At 36.6% G+C, this 16,923-nt stretch carries 17 protein-coding genes; 9 read left to right on the top strand and 8 right to left on the bottom strand.

All coding sequences use genetic code 11. From position 1 onward, the window contains the following. The first annotated feature begins 130 nt into the window (after nucleotides 1-130). The gene (locus FT993_RS01790; RefSeq protein WP_147860828.1) at nucleotides 131-646 is read left to right on the top strand and encodes a hypothetical protein; all 516 of its coding nucleotides are present in this window, start codon (nucleotides 131-133) and stop codon (nucleotides 644-646) included. Between the two features lie 58 nt (nucleotides 647-704). Continuing rightward, the gene (locus FT993_RS01785) at nucleotides 705-1,439 is read left to right on the top strand and encodes a hypothetical protein (RefSeq protein WP_147860827.1); all 735 of its coding nucleotides are present in this window, start codon (nucleotides 705-707) and stop codon (nucleotides 1,437-1,439) included. 216 nt (nucleotides 1,440-1,655) lie between these two features. On the opposite strand, the gene FT993_RS01780 is transcribed toward FT993_RS01785, so the two are convergent. Further along, nucleotides 1,656-2,147, bottom strand: coding sequence for a hypothetical protein (locus tag FT993_RS01780; RefSeq protein WP_147860826.1), 492 nt, complete (start codon nucleotides 2,145-2,147; stop codon nucleotides 1,656-1,658). Between the two features lie 76 nt (nucleotides 2,148-2,223). Then, nucleotides 2,224-2,823, bottom strand: a complete 600-nt coding sequence (locus tag FT993_RS01775) for a DUF937 domain-containing protein (RefSeq protein ID WP_147860825.1) — start codon at nucleotides 2,821-2,823, stop codon at nucleotides 2,224-2,226. A 136-nt stretch (nucleotides 2,824-2,959) separates the two neighbouring features. Between FT993_RS01775 and FT993_RS01770 the strand changes: the two genes are divergently transcribed. Next, nucleotides 2,960-5,437, top strand: a complete 2,478-nt coding sequence (locus FT993_RS01770; protein WP_147860824.1) for a zinc-dependent metalloprotease — start codon at nucleotides 2,960-2,962, stop codon at nucleotides 5,435-5,437. 81 nt (nucleotides 5,438-5,518) lie between these two features. On the opposite strand, the gene FT993_RS01765 is transcribed toward FT993_RS01770, so the two are convergent. Continuing rightward, entirely contained in the window at nucleotides 5,519-5,953 is a 435-nt protein-coding gene (locus FT993_RS01765) for an exosortase F system-associated protein (RefSeq protein ID WP_147860823.1), read from the bottom strand. A gap of 1 nt (nucleotide 5,954) precedes the next feature. Further along, nucleotides 5,955-6,515, bottom strand: coding sequence for an exosortase family protein XrtF (gene xrtF / locus FT993_RS01760; protein WP_255504395.1), 561 nt, complete (start codon nucleotides 6,513-6,515; stop codon nucleotides 5,955-5,957). Nucleotides 6,516-6,576: 61 nt separating this feature from the next. On the opposite strand from xrtF, the gene FT993_RS01755 reads away from it, so the two are divergent. Beyond that, nucleotides 6,577-7,047, top strand: coding sequence for a GAF domain-containing protein (locus FT993_RS01755; RefSeq protein WP_147860822.1), 471 nt, complete (start codon nucleotides 6,577-6,579; stop codon nucleotides 7,045-7,047). On the opposite strand, the gene hemW is transcribed toward FT993_RS01755, so the two are convergent. Next, a complete protein-coding gene (hemW, locus tag FT993_RS01750; protein WP_147860821.1) occupies nucleotides 7,044-8,168 on the bottom strand; it encodes a radical SAM family heme chaperone HemW in 1,125 nt (374 codons plus the stop codon). The two genes, FT993_RS01755 and hemW, sit on opposite strands and share 4 nt — an antisense overlap. 2 nt (nucleotides 8,169-8,170) lie before the next feature. Next, complete coding sequence (locus FT993_RS01745) at nucleotides 8,171-9,403, bottom strand: glycosyltransferase (protein ID WP_147860820.1); 1,233 nt, start codon at nucleotides 9,401-9,403, stop codon at nucleotides 8,171-8,173. Between the two features lie 78 nt (nucleotides 9,404-9,481). Between FT993_RS01745 and FT993_RS01740 the strand changes: the two genes are divergently transcribed. Together FT993_RS01740 and FT993_RS01735 are read left to right on the top strand one after the other, a co-directional pair. Beyond that, complete coding sequence (locus FT993_RS01740; protein ID WP_147860819.1) at nucleotides 9,482-10,039, top strand: sigma-70 family RNA polymerase sigma factor; 558 nt, start codon at nucleotides 9,482-9,484, stop codon at nucleotides 10,037-10,039. Continuing rightward, a complete protein-coding gene (locus tag FT993_RS01735) occupies nucleotides 10,015-10,326 on the top strand; it encodes a hypothetical protein (RefSeq protein WP_147860818.1) in 312 nt (103 codons plus the stop codon). The genes FT993_RS01740 and FT993_RS01735 overlap by 25 nt, the downstream gene beginning before the upstream one ends. Here FT993_RS01735 and FT993_RS01730 read toward each other — a convergent pair. Then, nucleotides 10,280-11,104 (bottom strand): hypothetical protein, encoded by an 825-nt coding sequence (locus FT993_RS01730; RefSeq protein WP_147860817.1) that lies wholly within the window; start codon nucleotides 11,102-11,104, stop codon nucleotides 10,280-10,282. The two genes, FT993_RS01735 and FT993_RS01730, sit on opposite strands and share 47 nt — an antisense overlap. A gap of 144 nt (nucleotides 11,105-11,248) precedes the next feature. Here FT993_RS01730 and gcvP point away from each other — a divergent pair, with 144 nt between their 5' ends. The 3 genes from gcvP to FT993_RS01715 all read left to right on the top strand — a co-directional run bounded on the left by gcvP (nucleotide 11,249) and on the right by FT993_RS01715 (nucleotide 15,964). Beyond that, entirely contained in the window at nucleotides 11,249-14,104 is a 2,856-nt protein-coding gene (gene gcvP / locus FT993_RS01725; RefSeq protein ID WP_147860816.1) for an aminomethyl-transferring glycine dehydrogenase, read from the top strand. Nucleotides 14,105-14,369: 265 nt separating this feature from the next. Then, nucleotides 14,370-15,434 (top strand): 3-oxoacyl-ACP synthase III family protein, encoded by a 1,065-nt coding sequence (locus FT993_RS01720; protein ID WP_147860815.1) that lies wholly within the window; start codon nucleotides 14,370-14,372, stop codon nucleotides 15,432-15,434. Between the two features lie 5 nt (nucleotides 15,435-15,439). Then, nucleotides 15,440-15,964 (top strand): class I SAM-dependent methyltransferase, encoded by a 525-nt coding sequence (locus FT993_RS01715; protein ID WP_147860814.1) that lies wholly within the window; start codon nucleotides 15,440-15,442, stop codon nucleotides 15,962-15,964. A gap of 774 nt (nucleotides 15,965-16,738) precedes the next feature. Here FT993_RS01715 and FT993_RS01705 read toward each other — a convergent pair. Continuing rightward, nucleotides 16,739-16,923 (bottom strand): T9SS type B sorting domain-containing protein (locus tag FT993_RS01705; protein WP_147860813.1); only part of this gene is annotated, 185 nt, incomplete at its 5' end.

Here is a 16,923-nt window from a genome sequence, read left to right as displayed (position 1 = left end):
AATTCTTTTTTATTCAAGAACTTTCTTGTTAGCATTTATTTAACTTTACATATATATATATATATATGTTTAGTGTTTTATATTTGAGCTTCTGATCAGATTTTTTTTATTAACATTAAATTTAAAACACATGAAAAATTTTAAAAATTATTTACAAATTTCATTATTGTTATTAATCTTCTCTTCCTGTTCAAGCGACCCAGCGGTAGAGGACAATACCGCCATGGAAATCGAAAAGCCTGAAGTAAATATAGATAATAATGATTATGAAAATCAATCTGAATCAGAAATTAGTATTTATGAGATTGAAAGACCATATTACGATGAAGCTACAGATCAGGAAATTAATATTCTTTTTACTATAGGAATATCAGAAGAAGATGATGATTTGCACTTCTTTGATATTTCAGACAATATACTTGAATTAAAAGGTATCACAAAAGCTGAACTTGAAGCTGAATTAATCAATGTTGCAAATGGTGATGGTGACGATGATGATGATCCGAATGATGGTCTAACAGAACATGCGGGTTGCATTGAGGCATGCAAAGATAAATATGAGAAAAACGAAGGAAGAGGAGGCTGCAAAGCAGCTTGTTGGGTAGATACTACTGTCCGAGTTATTGAGGCTATTTTCCCTTTTTAAAAAATTTAGGCCATCTAATTAATTTAATTTTAGATGGCCTAAATAATAAATATATTTTATGAAATCTTTTATCGTATTAATTTTATTTCTTTGTGTTTTAAGTTCTTGTTCTACAATTTACCTTAAATTAATAACTTCAAAAAAAGTAAAAACAAAAGTTTTTTATAACCAAGAAAAAGATAAAACGCTAGTACTTTTCCCGATGGTTCATATTAACCATCCTGAGTTTTATGCGGATGTAAAAACCAAATTAGAAAAACTCCGTAAACAAGGATATACTGTTTTTTTTGAAAGTGTAGCGTTAAGAGATTCTACAGCTTTTTCACCTCAGGAAATGGACACTTTAAAAAGAAAGATGCGAAAAATAGTAGGTATGCATTTTAGCGATAGTTTTAAGGATAAAGAAAACAAATCAATCCCTAAAATAATTAGAAACAGTAAATACACATCACAAAATAGAGAAAACCTCGGGATTCAGCCAGCAGACATTCGAGTAGATATACCTGGAGATAAAATGATTGAAATTTACGAAGAAAAATACGGCCCTATAAAATTAACCCAATGTGATTGGGAAACTGATTATTTAGAAAAATACGAATGCGAAACCGTTCCTAGAGTTCGAGCTGACGATATTATGGTTTACACTAGAAACGATACCATTGAAAAGCGCGTCTACGGATCTAAACTAAAAAAAATTGCTTTGGTTTACGGTAAAAAGCATTTTCAATTTATAAAAGGAGGCTTTCTGGGAAATGGTTATACAGAAATTGATTCTCTAAATTTATTTAAATAAAACTAGAAATTTTTAATTCTTTTAAAAATTTAAAATGAATAGCAAAAGGAATCATTCAAAACCGAATGATTCCTTTTCTTTTTGTACCAGATGAAGCAATAATAAGTTATTTAATATTAAAGTGGTTTTAACCTATATACCTCCCTACTATGTAGTATCTAAACAGATTTTTACTTTATTACTTTAATTTTTAAAATTCTTAGCTTGACTTTTTCATTATTCTGGCAGACTATAATTAGAATAGACTTTTACCTCTCTTGCATATACTTTAGCACCAAAAAAATTCTCTTCTTCTATTAAATATATGGTTTTATAGACTAAAATATTATAGAGCTCTATAACATCAAACCGCTCAAAAAGTTCTGGATATATCATTTTGTCTTGGTGGTTCTTGATCCAAGCGGTGTCGATGAGTTTTAAATCGGGGATTTTTAAAGAAGCATTTAAATACCTACTTTTAATAAATGTTATAAAATCTTTTTCATAAAATACATTATTTTTAAAATACATAGTCTTCCAATAGTCATAATCTCCTGCATAAGATCTATTTTTTAAACCGATTAAGCGTGTTTGTTGATTATTCCCTTCGTCATAATACACATACAATGTATCTTTTTCATGATACATTTCTTTTAACTCTTTGTATGAGTTTTGAGCCGTTAATTTCATAGAAAATAACGTGAAAAATGTAATAATAAGGCGTTTCATAATTTTAATTTTTGCTTAAAAAAAGGAATCTCACATGCAAGCGAGATTCCTTTTTTTTAAGTAAATTTTGATTCGGTTAGAACAGTCCGCCTAGACCTCCTCCTTTTTTATCTCCACCAAATAATTTTCCCACAACATCATCCATAACGCTACCATCGCCATCGGCATCAAGCAATGCGTTTAGCATAGAGCCGTCTTGCTTTCCACTAGTACCCATAGCCGAACCTAAAAGCGAAGAAAGATTAGCACCTCCCTCTTGTTTTTGTTTTCCTAAGAAGCCCATTACTACTGGCATGGCCATCTTTATTATTTTAGCAATAGAACTGGAGTCTACTCCAGTCATTTTAGAGATATTTTGGGTAAGCGCATTTTGTTGACTACCGCCTAGCACATGACCTAAAATACTCCCTCCTTTATTCAACAATTCGCTTTTATCTCCGCTCAACAAACCGCCTAAATTATTTAATATAGATCCGTTATGCTCGCTAGAATTCAAGGCTTTTTCTAAACCCTCTTGTGAACCGCTAGAATTTCCTTTCATAGCACCTAGAATGGCAGGCAAAGCCATAGACAAAACACTACCTGTTTTTTCTTTAGAAACTCCTGTTTCTTCACTCGCCCCAGCAATCAATTCTTGTCCTGCTGTGGTCTTTAATAAATCTAATATAGAAGACATACTTTTAATTTTTATTAGGAAAGGTACTACTTTTTTTTCAAACAAATTAAAGAAAGTTACCAATTTATCCTGTTCGCAATTAAACCTTTGTTATATTTCGCAGTCTTTTTAATAGAAACATTTTAAATTAATAAAAATGAGTAGATCATTAACCAAACTGGCCTTGGTCGGATTGTGTATATCTTTGGGAAGCTGTGGGGTTTTTCAAAAAAAGCCAACCGAACCCACCAAGAAAAATGCAGTAACCAAAGGGGATATAAAACCTTATGAACAAGTAATTACCAAAAAAGCTAAAACAGACGAAGGGCTGTTCAAGGTACATTACCTTGATAAAAAATATATGTTTGAAATACCCGATTCTTTATTGAATCGCGAGATGTTAATGGTTACCAGAATAGCGAAAACCGCTAGCGGAATTGGCTTTGGTGGTGGTAAACAAAACACCAAAGTATTGCGCTGGCAAAAAAAGGGCGACCGTGTTTTACTTAGAGTAGTATCGCATAATGTGGTCGCAGCCGATAGCTTACCGGTTCACGAAGCGGTTGTCAACTCAAATTTTGAACCCATTCTGTATGCCTTCCCTATTAAGGCCTTTAAAAAAGATTCTTTAAGTAATTCTACGGTTATTGATGCAACAGATTTATTCGAGAAAGATGTAGCAGCCTTAGGTTTTCCTCAAGCTAGGAGAAAATCGTATAAAATAGGAGGTCTAGATAAAAACAGGTCGTATATAGACACCATTAGATCTTATCCGCAAAATATTGAGATACGCCATGTAAAAACTTACAAAGCGGGTAACCCTCCTTCCAATTCTTCAACAGGTTCTATCTCTGTAAAAATGAGTAACTCTATGGTTCTATTACCTAAAGAACCCATGAAAAGAAGATACTTTGATGAGCGAGTAGGTTGGTTTGCAAGAAGCCAAACCGATTATGGTCTAGAGGCGCAAAAAAGTAAAAGCGTAAAATATTTAGATCGTTGGCGTTTAGAGGTTAAAGAAGAAGACAGAGAGAAATTTCTTGCCGGTGAGTTGGTTGAACCTAAAAAGCAGATTGTTTATTATATAGATCGAGCTACACCAAAGAAATGGATTCCTTACATTAAACAAGGTGTTGAAGATTGGCAAGTTGCCTTTGAAGCGGCTGGATTTAAAAATGCCATAATCGCTAAAGAAGCGCCAAGCAAAGAAGAAGATCCAGATTGGAGCCCAGAAGATGTTCGCTATTCTGTAATTAGGTATTTGGCTTCTCCTATTCCTAATGCCAACGGTCCGCACGTATCTGATCCTAGATCTGGAGAGATTTTAGAATCAGATATCAACTGGTACCATAATGTAATGACTTTATTAAGAAACTGGTTCTTCGTGCAAACGGCTGCCATCAACGAAGATGCAAGAGGTGTTGAATTTAAAGACGAGGTAATGGGAAGACTCATACGCTTTGTTTCATCACACGAGGTAGGACACACCTTAGGCTTACCTCACAATATGGGAAGTAGTGTAGCCTATAACGTAGAAGACTTGCGTGATCCTGAGTTTACAAAAAAATACGGTACCGCCCCTTCGATTATGGATTATGCTCGTTTTAATTATATCGCTCAACCTGGCGATGGCGATGTAGCTTTAATGCCTAATATTGGTGTTTATGACAAGTACAGCATCAATTGGGGGTATAGACCCATCTTAGATAAAACAGCCGAAGAAGAAAAGCCTATTTTAGATAGCTGGATTTTAAAACATGCGGGAGACCCTATGTACCGTTTTGGAAAACAACAAGGAGGTAGTGTTATCGATCCGAGTTCGCAAACCGAAGATCTAGGACATGACAGTATGCTCGCCTCTGAATACGGAATTAAAAACCTTAAGCGTATTGTTCCTAATTTGATTGAATGGACTGCAGAAGACGGTAAAAACTATGAAGATTTAGGCGAACTTTATAAGCAAGTGTTAGGGCAATTTAATCGATATATGGGGCATGTTACTGCAAACATTGGTGGTATTTACGAGCACTATAAAACTTACGACCAAGAAGGTGCTGTTTATACGCACGTCGATAAAGAAAAACAAAAACGAGCAATGGCCTTCTTACAGCAGCATTTATTTACCACTCCAGATTGGATGCTTGATAAAGAAATATTCAACAAAATAGAATATGACGGTAGTGTAGAAAGAATAAGAGCTTACCAAGTACGTACCCTAAATAATCTACTTGATTTTGGAAGAATGGCTAGGTTAATCGAAAATGAGAACATAAACGAAAATGCTTATGGTCTTTTGGATATGATGACCGAGTTGAGAACGGGGATTTTTAGCGAATTGGCACAGGGTAAAACCATTGATGTATATCGTCGAAACCTACAGCGCGCTTACGTTGACCGTATGCAATACTTGATGACCGAAAAACAGAACAAGATACCTTCAAGATTAAGAAGCTGGATTAATCAGAGTGGTATTAATGTGGCTCAAAGTGATATTAGACCAGTGGTACGCGCCGAATTAAATAATTTAAATCGACAAGCGCAACGCGCCATCTCACGTACCTCAGATCGTATGAGTAGATATCACTTACAAGATCTAGTAGAACGAATAGATGCCATTTTAAATCCAAATGATTAATACAATCTCATCTTATTAATTACAAAAAAAACCGATGCCTAGGCGTCGGTTTTTTATATATAAAATCCGTAAAGCTATAGATTATTCTATCTTGGTGTGCTTTTGTTGGTAATAGAAGGCGGGCACTAATAAAAGTAAAAACAAAGGTTGAATTAAAAATCGCCGAATATAAAAAAAGCTCATATAGGTATCGGGACCTAAATTTTTATAATAATAAATAAACAGTCCGATTAACGGAAATAGCGCAAAAACATAAAATACTATAGCAAACAACCTTACCGCTCGGCGTTTAAAAAGTAAAACCAACACCCCTATACTTAATAAACTATTGAGTAAATACCGCATTAGTGTAGGATATAGTACCTCCCCTAGATCATAATTAGCCCTTGGTTTTTGCAAAAAATTCCCTTTAAAGAAATCGATTAATGGGTCGGCAAATAATTCATCTTCAAAAAAACGTACAGCAACCAAAGCAAGCATCAAAAGAGCAACCCCTAAATATTTAATAATGTGCATCTTACTTCTTTTTTTCGACCCCTATGCGCATCCATAATAACCAAAGTACAAATACCACCCCGTATATAAAACCAGGAAAAACAATATCGTGTAAAACGCGCTGGTAATCAGGGTATTCATACATACCAATACACAACAATGAAATCCGCAAAACGTTGAGCAGGTAAATAAAAACCAACCCAAAGAGAATAAAAGCTATTGTCTTTAGCCACTGCGCATGAAAGGCAATTACAAAGGCGATAAAAAGAATGATTACCGCCACAGCATTGCATCCCTCAACGATACGCGCTAAATATTCGCCTTCTACAAAATACTTCATACTGGCTTCGTAGGGATGCGGCACGGCATGTGCATCATAACCTAAAAACTGAGTAAGACTTAGACTTTGTTTGGTAACCCAATGCGTCACCCAATCGGGATAATATTTCTCTGAAAAATCTAAATTCAAGTATTGATTGTAGCAATAGCTTAAAACCAGGTAGCTACCGCCAAAAAGACCAAGAAATTTTAATACGGCCTTGTTCTTTTTAAGTATTTTGATCATAGCAAAAATTCTATTCAAATTTAAGATTTTTTAACTTATAACCTTGATCAGAAAAATAAACTTTTACCAAAAAAAAGTTATGGATTTCAAACTTTTAGAACAAGAAGCGCTTTCTATTTTAAATAAAGAAGAATTAACAATAGACCAACGTATGGAGTTGGTTTGCCAGTTATTACAAGAAAAGGTAGCCCACTATGACTGGGTAGGATTTTACTTTAAAAATGGAGAAAAGCCCGAGCTTAAGTTAAGCGCCTATGCCGGTGAACCAACCGAGCACACCATCATACCTTTTGGAAAGGGTATTTGCGGACAAGTGGCCGAATCTAACCAAAATTTTGTAGTACCCGATGTGCAGGCGCAAGATAATTATATCTCTTGCAATATCAACGTGAAGAGCGAAGTGGTGATTCCGCTATTTGTAAACGGCGAAAACATAGGACAAATAGACATAGACTCTAATACTGCCAATGCTTTTAACCAAGCAGATGAACGTTTTCTTGAGAAAATTAATGCCGCTGTAGCGGATATTTTAATGCGTAATAAAGCCTAATCTACCCAAAACAAATCGGCAGCAATGCCATCGGTTAAAAATTTAGCGGTTGAGCCAATGATCAAGTGTTCGTCACGGAGAATCAAACGGCTTGCCGCCAAATGTTCACTGGCTTGTGCTAGCAAATATTGAGAAAATAGACTACCAAAACGCTGCTGCACCTCTTTTAAAGGAATGCCCCACATAGTTCGTAAACGCGTCATAACAAACTCATTATAAGCATCTTTACTTGTAAGCTCTTCATATTCAAACGGCCTTGTATCTTGAAGTAAGGCGCGTATATATTTTATGTTGTGCGCAAGATTCCAAGAACGCTGCCCGTTGCCATAGCTATGTGCGCCGGGACCAATACCTAAATAAGGTTTACCCAACCAATAGCCCAAATTATTTTGAGAGAAAAAGCCAGGTTTACCAAAATTAGAAAACTCATAATTTATAAAACCTTGTGCTTTTAGTTTACTTTGCAGCAATTCAAAATGAGCTTTAGCCAAAGCCTCATCTACAGGCGGTATTTTTCCTGTTTTAATAAAATTCTCTAATGCAGTCTTGGGTTCAACGGTAAGCGCGTAACTCGAAATATGCGGGATATCAAGCAATAAGGCTCGGTCTATATTTTCTTCCCAACGCTGCAGACTCATTTTTGGAATACCATAGATTAAATCGAGTGAAAGGTTCTCAAAATAATCTTTTGCCCAAACAATTGCTTGTTGAGCTTCTTGCGCATTATGCGCGCGATTCATCAATTGTAAATCCGATTCAAAAAAAGATTGCACTCCTATACTCAGTCGGTTTATACCTGTTTTAGATAGTGCCTCTAACTTTTCCCTACTTAAATCATCTGGATTTGCCTCTAAGGTGATTTCGGCTTTTTCATCTACCGCATAATGATTTTTAATACAAGTTAGTAGTTCGTTTAAATGAGTGATGCTTAATAGGCTAGGCGTTCCTCCTCCAAAGTAAATCGTTTTCACTTTTTGATTCAGTTCTGCTTTACGCAGAATTAATTCCTTTTTTAAGGCTTCCACCATTTGAGGTTGACGCTTTAAAACGGTAGAGAAATGAAAGTCACAATAATGACAAGCTTGCTTGCAAAACGGGATGTGTAAATAGATACCGGCCATATTTATTTTTTATTTTTCTCTTCAATCCACCGCGCCATATACTTGGTACTTTGTAAGGTATGATGTTGCAATAAACTCCCCATAAAGTTTTTTTCCCGATGAGCCGGTAACCGCTTGAGCAAATGTTCTACCTGCCGCATGAAAATAGGCTCAAACTCATTTTTTTGAAAACGATTCTTTATTATGGCAAATCCATTTTTTCGAGCAGTAAGCCAGCGTTTTTCTCGGGTATACAATTGTATAGCGGCTTGAGCCAATTCATCGGCTGTATTGGCTATCTCGCCACTCCACGGTAGCGATCCGCCTATACCCTCTGCCCCTATCATGGTGGTAATACTTGGTGTTCCTACGGTCATAGCTTCTACAAATTTACCTTTTAAACCTGCACCAAAACGCAGTGGGGCCAACAATAGTCGAGCCGATTGAATTACTTCTAGTGCGTCATCTGCTCTACCGTGTACCAAGAAACCTTCAGGCTCGTTGTGCAATTGTTTCACTTTTTTCTTAGCATAAGCGCCATAAATATGCAGTTTAACGCCGGGTAAGCCTTTTCTGATTTTTGGCCAAACCGATTCTTTTAAAAAACGGACAGCATCCCAATTGGGTTCATGTAAAAAGTTGCCTATAAATAAAAAGTCTTTTCGCTGACTAAATTCCGGTAGATTATCTTGTTGTTCCGGTGGAATTTCGTCGAGCAGAAAAGGCAGATAAAACAACAAATTCTCATCTATCTTAAAGGTTTTAAGCAATAAGTCCATTTCGGCTTCAGAGATAATCAAACTCAAATCGCATCGCAAGATACTGGCTATTTCTCTTTTGGCCTCATCAGAAAACAGATCTGCTTTGCTTAAATCTCTATTTGCTTTCAAGGCTAAAGATCGTACTTTTCTAAAGAAGTGTAAATCTTCTGTATCTAAAATCCGTAAAGCATTGGGACAATTTTCTGCAACGCGCCAGCCGTATTGCTCTTCCATCATAAATCGGTCAAAAAGTACCGCATCTGGATCAAGTTGTGCTAACCAAGTATTTACCGATTCATCGTTAGGCTGTATGCTTACTTTTTCTACCCCCAAATTCTCTAGAGTAACCGCATACTGGCTATTTTTAGCAGCGCTAGCATAGGTGATTTTCCAATTTTTATCTAAGAACAATTCCAACAATTGCATCATTCTACTTCCCGCAGCACTCGATTTGGGCTCGGGCCATAAATATCCTATAACAAGCAAATGCTTCATAATGTTAATATTATCTAGTATTAAAAATACAGCTCGACTTTTATTCGTAATTTTAAACTTAGCAAATTCATTTAAAATATGAGCCTCAAAGAAAACAAACTTAACCCAAATAAGTGGGTAGAGCGCTATGCCGATTTTCTTTTTAACTATGCCTTTGTTCGCCTAAACAATAAAGAAATTACCAAAGACCTAGTTTCGGAAACCTTCTTGGCCGGTCTTAAAGCTAAAAAAAGATTTAAAGGCCAAGCTAGCGAACGCACCTGGTTAACGGCCATATTAAAGCGTAAAATTATAGATTATTACCGAAAAGCAAGCACAAAAAAGCAAAAAGCACGAGTCGATTTTAAAGATTTTTCTATAGGAGAAAATCACAATTATATAGAAGATCGCCTCGCCAGAGAACCTGGTCTTAATGCAGAAGAACATATGGTTAATCTAGAATTACGTGAGGCCATATTCAATTGTCTGAATAAACTACCCGATAAACATGCTCAAGTATTTATTATGAAAAGTATTGAGCACAAATCTACCGATGAAATTTGTAATGAAATGGGGCTTTCTTCGTCTAATCTTTGGGTAATGATTCATCGGGCGCGCCAAAAAATGGCTGAATGCCTCGAAAAACAATGGCTGTAATGAAACATCATAAAGACAAACAGACCAGTATTTGTGAACGGATGGCAATTTATTACGATAAAATGCAATACCAGCCCATAAGTTGGAGAAAAAGACTACGGGTTTACGGGCATTTGCTACTTTGTAAAGCTTGTAAAAAGTATGCTAAACGTAGTGCTAAACTTACGCGTTTAATGCAGCAGTTACCGCATCAAAAACTAAATGCAAAAGATCTCGATTACTTAAAAAGTAAATTACAAGCTAATAATACCATTGCCCCAACTGGTACAGCAACCACCAAAAAATAGGCAAAGACTCCACCCAAAAATCGGCGTAATGTTTTGGTTGTTTTATATCAGCGAAAGCTAAAAATAAAATACCCATTACACTAGTTAAAATTGAAGCATACCAAAAAGCAGTATTAAATTCATTTAAAAAACCAATACCTAGTATTACAAAAAGATACAAAAAGACACCCAAAATCTTGGTATTCATTACACCGTAGAGTTGGGGTATGGTTTTTAAATGCACATCATCTTTATTTAAATCTCTTATTTCAAAAACCAAGGTACTCGCTAGCGTAAAAACAAAAACGAGTGCGGTGTACGCCATCAAGCGCCTTAGCTCCATATTTATAATTGGAATAAGTGGCAGTACCACCACTGTACAGGCCCAGACCCCAGCAATTATAAAAATCTTTAAGTATGCGCTATTGCGCCAATTCTGTTTGTTAGTGCCCAGTGGAATAGCGTACAATAATGTAAAAAGCCCCAGTATACCCGCAAACAAAATTTGAGAAATTGCTAACTGCAGACAAGTGATTACCAAACCAATTACCGCTACAAATTGTACCAACAATACACTTTTTTTGGTGAGATGAAAGCCAAGGCTTCTTAAGTGCTGGAACGCTGAGAATTTAGCAAAATTATAGCTTACCACAGTCGCAAAAAATACAAACAAATAAAAACTAGGTGCAGCGGTCTGTTGAAAATGTTGAGAAAATAAATGACTTAAAGCGCTAACGGCTAAGCCAACGTGAAGGCTCGCACGAATGTATAGCGCCAAAGCATTTTTAAGAAACTGCATAGGTGCAAAAGTAACTATTTTTAAATCGGTTTAAACACAAAAAAATAAGCATAATTTTTAAGCATAATTACCCCGATAAACTATTTAAATCTAACGAAAAAACGTAATTTTGCAAACCACAAACACAACTTATATTTTAAAGGCATGAATACAAACTCTTTTGCTTTAAGACACATTGGTCCTAGACCTAGTAATATTGATGAGATGCTTAAAACCATCGGTGTAGATAGTCTTGATCAATTAATTTATGAAACTTTACCAGATGACATCAAATTAGAAAAAGAAATTGAAGTTGGTGAAGGAATGAGCGAACAGGAATATGCAGAACATATTACCAAACTAGCAAACAAAAATCAAGTTTTTAAAACCTATATCGGTTTAGGTTATCACAACACTAATTTGCCTGCCGTTATTCAACGTAATATTTTAGAAAATCCAGGTTGGTATACCGCTTACACGCCATATCAAGCCGAAATTGCTCAAGGCCGATTAGAAGCTTTGATCAATTTTCAAACCATGATTACTGAGCTTACAGGAATGGAACTGGCCAACGCTTCGCTGCTTGATGAAGCTACTGCAGCTGCCGAGGCTATGGCATTGCTTTTTGCCGTTCGCGCCAAGGCGAAGAAAAAGGCAAAAGCCAATAAGTTTTTTGTTGCTGAAGAGGTGCTACCACAAACTTTATCGCTACTTGAAACCCGCTCAAAGCCTTTAGGTATTGAATTGGTGGTGGGCGATCACCGCGAATTCGATTTTGACAGCGCCTATTTTGGAGCGCTTTTGCAATACCCCGGTAAGAGTGGTGAGATTTTTGACTACCAAGAGTTTATCGAGAAATGCAAGGCTCTAGAAATAAAAACTGCTGTCGCTGCCGATATACTTAGCTTGGTTAAATTGAAGGCTCCGGGAGATTATGGCGTAGATGCCGTAGTGGGTACCACGCAACGCTTTGGTATTCCCTTAGGATACGGAGGCCCTCACGCCGCTTATTTTGCAACCAAAGAGGAGTATAAACGTAATATTCCTGGTCGCATTATTGGCGTAAGTAAAGATAAAAATGGAGAGGTTGCTTTACGAATGGCTTTACAAACCCGTGAGCAACATATTAAAAGAGATCGCGCCACATCAAACATATGTACCGCTCAGGTTTTATTGGCGGTTATGGCAGGTATGTATGCCGTTTACCACGGACCAGATGGATTAAAATACATCGCCAACCAAGTTCATTATAAAGCTACCACTTTAGCACAAGCTTTAAGCGATTTAGGTTATCAACAGCTCAATAAAACCTATTTTGACACCTTAAGAGTTAAAGCAAATGCCAAGCAAGTGCAAGAAATTGCCGAAGCTAGCGAAATCAATTTTTACTATCCGGCAGAAGATGTGGTAAGCATCAGTTTAAATGAAACGACTTCGATTACCGATCTCAATAATATTTTGGCCGTTTTTGCACAAGTTGCTAAAAAATCGGTAAATCCTATCGAGTTAAAGCAAATCGATTTATTACAAGACACCGAAGTAGAGCGCGATACAGATTTTATGCAGCAGGAGGTGTTTAACAGCTACCACTCTGAAACCGAAATGATGCGCTACATCAAAAAATTAGAGCGCAAAGATTTGAGCCTTAATCATTCTATGATTTCTTTAGGATCCTGCACCATGAAACTCAATGCTGCATCAGAAATGCTGCCTTTAAGCGATCCGCAATGGGGTGGTATTCATCCTTTTGTTCCTGTAAGCCAAGCCCAAGGTTATCAAGAAATGCTTAAGCGTTTAGAAGACCAATTAACCGAAATTACAGGTTTTGCAGCGACCTCTTTACAACCCAACTCGGGAGCTCAAGGTGAGTATGCCGGTTTAATGGTAATTAAAGCTTATCACGAATCAAGAGGAGACCATCATAGAAATATTTGTTTGATACCTTCTTCTGCACACGGAACCAATCCTGCAAGTGCGGTTATGGCCGGAATGAAAGTAGTGGTAACCAAAGCAACAGACCAAGGTAATATAGATGTAGACGATTTACGTGAAAAAGCAATTAAATACAAAGATAATTTGGCTGCTTTAATGGTAACCTACCCCTCTACACACGGAGTTTTTGAATCGGCTATTCGCGAAATCACACAAATTATTCATGATAATGGAGGCCAAGTTTATATGGATGGTGCCAATATGAACGCGCAAGTAGGCCTAACTCACCCCGGAAAAATTGGCGCAGATGTGTGTCACCTGAATTTACATAAAACCTTTGCCATACCCCATGGTGGTGGTGGTCCAGGAGTTGGTCCTATCTGCGTTGCAAAGCAACTTGTTCCCTTTTTACCAGGTAACCCGGTTATAAAGACAGGAGGAGAAAAAGCCATTTCGGCAATTTCGGCTGCACCTTGGGGCTCTTCATTGGTTTGTCTAATTAGTTATGCCTATATAAATATGTTGGGTAGCCAGGGTTTAAAATCGAGCACCAAACACGCTATTTTAAACGCAAATTATATTAAAAGCAGATTAGGAGATCATTTTAAAACCTTATATTCCGGCGAAAGAGGAAGAGCAGCACACGAAATGATTATTGACTGCCGACCTTTTAAAACCAAAGGGATTGAAGTGGTAGATATCGCCAAGCGTTTAATAGATTATGGTTTTCACGCGCCTACGGTATCTTTCCCCGTGGCCGGAACTATGATGATAGAGCCTACCGAAAGTGAAAGCAAAGCCGAGCTAGACCGTTTTTGCGATGCATTGATTGCGATTCGTGAAGAAATTGAAACTTGCCAAAAAGAAGATGAAAACAATGTATTAAAAAATGCGCCGCATACTCTTAGTATGCTAACAGCTGATTCTTGGGAATTACCCTATAGTAGAGAAAAGGCCGCCTATCCATTAGATTACATCAAAGAAAATAAATTTTGGCCTTCGGTAAGACGTGTTGATGATGCTTACGGAGACAGAAATTTAATGTGTACCTGCGAGCCGATTGAAACCTATATGACCTCTGAAGAATAAACTTGTAATTGGTCGTTCTTTCATAGAAAGCCAACAGGTATTAGAATTCCCTTTTTAATTCAACCGCAATAAAGCTTTATTTTACATTTAGGCTTTATTGCGGTTTTTTTATCAATACTTACCAATATAACCCCAAATCTTCATCGCCTAAAAAATAATATGCTTAATTTAGTCGTATAATAAATTGAACTATAAAATTTAGGGATAATAACGCTAGAGTTTAACTTAATGAGAGGATAACATTTAGCTATAAAAAAGCAAAACTATGTCAATCAAAATAACAGGAGTAGGAAGTTGTATCCCAGATCAAAGAATAAGCAACAAGAATTTTTTACAACACGAATTTCTTAATGAAGATGGGGCTGCCATATCTGGGGGAAATGAAATGATCATAAGAAAATTTAAAAAAATCACAGGTATTGAGGAGCGTCGGTATATAGATCCCGCTTTGAATACCTCTGACTTAGCAGCTATTGCAGCCCAAAAAGCCATCGAAGATGCAGCTATTGATCCAGAGAGCTTAGATTACATCATTGTAGCCCAAAACTTTGGGGATGTTAAACACAACCAAAAACAAAGTGATGCGGTACCGAGTTTGGCTAGCCGAGTTAAACACCAATTAAAAATAAAAAATTCAGCTTGTGTAGCCTACGATCTTGTATTTGGTTGCCCAGGCTGGTTGCAAGGAGTTATTCATGCACAGGCTTTTATTCAGGCAGGAATGGCCAAAAAGTGCCTTATTATTGGCGCAGAAACCTTATCGCGAGTGGTCGATAGCCACGATAGAGATAGTATGATTTTTAGCGACGGGGCAGGAGCAACTATAATCGAAGCGGTAAATAACACCGAAAACGATGGAATAATTGCCCATGAAAGTGCAAGTTACACGCTTGAAGAGGCCTATTATTTAACCTTCGAAGCCTCTTATAATAAGAAATTAGAAAGAGACATTCGTTTCATAAAAATGAACGGAAGAAAAATTTACAATTTCGCTTTATCTTATGTTCCTCAAGCTATGAAAAACTGCCTAGACAAAAGTGGCATTCAAATAAATCAACTTAAAAAGATTTTTCTGCACCAAGCCAACGAAAAAATGGATCAGGCGATTTGCGAGCGCTTCTATAAATTGTATAACTTAGAAATGCCACCACATATAATGCCTATGAGCATAGCCGAACTAGGAAATAGTTCGGTGGCTACATTACCTACTTTATTTGATTTGGTAAAGAACAACCAACTAGAAAATCAAGAAGTTAAAACAGGTGATGTTGTTCTATTTGCCAGTGTAGGTGCCGGAATGAATATCAACGCTATGGTCTATAAATTGTAATCAACGTGTACGAAAAAAATTTCCCAAACAAACGCTACAAGCATACCTTGGCTTTTTTAGAAAAGCATTGCCCAGCACCAAAAAGCGTTTTAGACTTAGGTATTGAAAATCCCTTTTCCGAAATTATGAAAAATGCAGGTTACAAGGTAAAAAATACACAAGGCGAAGATCTTGATGTAGATTATCAGATTGCGGCAACTGCCGATGTAGAGCTTGTCACTGCGTTTGAGATTTTTGAGCACTTAATCGCTCCTTTTAATGTACTAAAAGCCATTAAAGCAGATAAATTGGTGGCTAGCATACCTTTAAAATTGTGGTTTGCTCCTGCCTACCGTAGTAAAACAGACCCTTGGGACAGGCATTATCATGAGTTTGAAGATTGGCAATTCGATTGGCTTTTAGAGAAGGCAGGATGGCAAATTAAAGCTAGAGAAAAATGGACCAACCCCGTTAATAAAATTGGTATTAGACCTTTATTAAGAACGCTGACGCCCCGTTATTATATTGTTTATGCAGAAAAAACAGCATAAATAATGTAGAATAGCAGTTTTTTATTTTTTATAGCTACTTTAAAATGAAAATCTACTGGAATTATTAGTCAAAAATCAAGGATAGTACATCAGCCTTATTCGATTTATTACCTGGCTATAAGCTAAGGTCATTAAAAGACTATTGGGGATAAAAAACAATTGTTGTGTTTAGGCAAAAATTGTAGTTAAGCTATACCAGAAGAATGCTACATTTTTACCTCCTCTGAATTGAGCCCTAAAAGCTTTTAAATTTCGAGTAGATGCCTCGTTCATATTGTACTGTATTTTAAACCTTAGACAGTATACAAATTTTATTACGCTTTAAATCCTACTTGCTTAAAGCTGACTCAGCTCTTTAGTATTCTTACCTTATATCAAAGCAAAGTTTAAACCAAATTGTTTCTATTCTAAATCTATATTGAAGCTATTATGAGTTTACTTTAGTCCACTAATTAGTGGACTCACTGTGGACTCAGTGTGGACTCAGTGTGGACTCAATACGCTTTTGATATACGTATGAATTAGAGTAAACCGACTTCATCTTGACTTGAAAGTAAATCTTGGAAGACATCTGGCAATGCTAAAAAGCCTTGATTACACCGTTCATTAAGAAAATTTAGGGCTATGAAAACTCATTATGGATTATGCCTTATCGATGACGCATGAAAGGCTTATTCGAAAATCAAATTAATTTTTCAATTGGCACACAATTTTTAAGATTGACCCGCTATTGGTTTGAATAGCCTTATAAATTTTAATGCAGCGTATTATAGCTTACCGCTTCAAGGTAAAGTGACCTTTAAAGGTATCTATACGCTCTTCACCGGTTGGTAAAATTTGCTTGTATTCTACACTAAACCAGTAGTCATTTGATGGCATTGGCTTACCGTTAAAGGTACCGTCCCATCCTGGACCACTTGGGCTTAATTGCTTCAATAGCTTACCGTAACGGTCAAAGA

The sequence above is a fragment of the Mesonia sp. HuA40 genome (genome assembly GCF_008017835.1).
Lineage (GTDB): Bacteria > Bacteroidota > Bacteroidia > Flavobacteriales > Flavobacteriaceae > Mesonia.
This window is presented reverse-complemented; position numbering and strand designations above follow the sequence as displayed.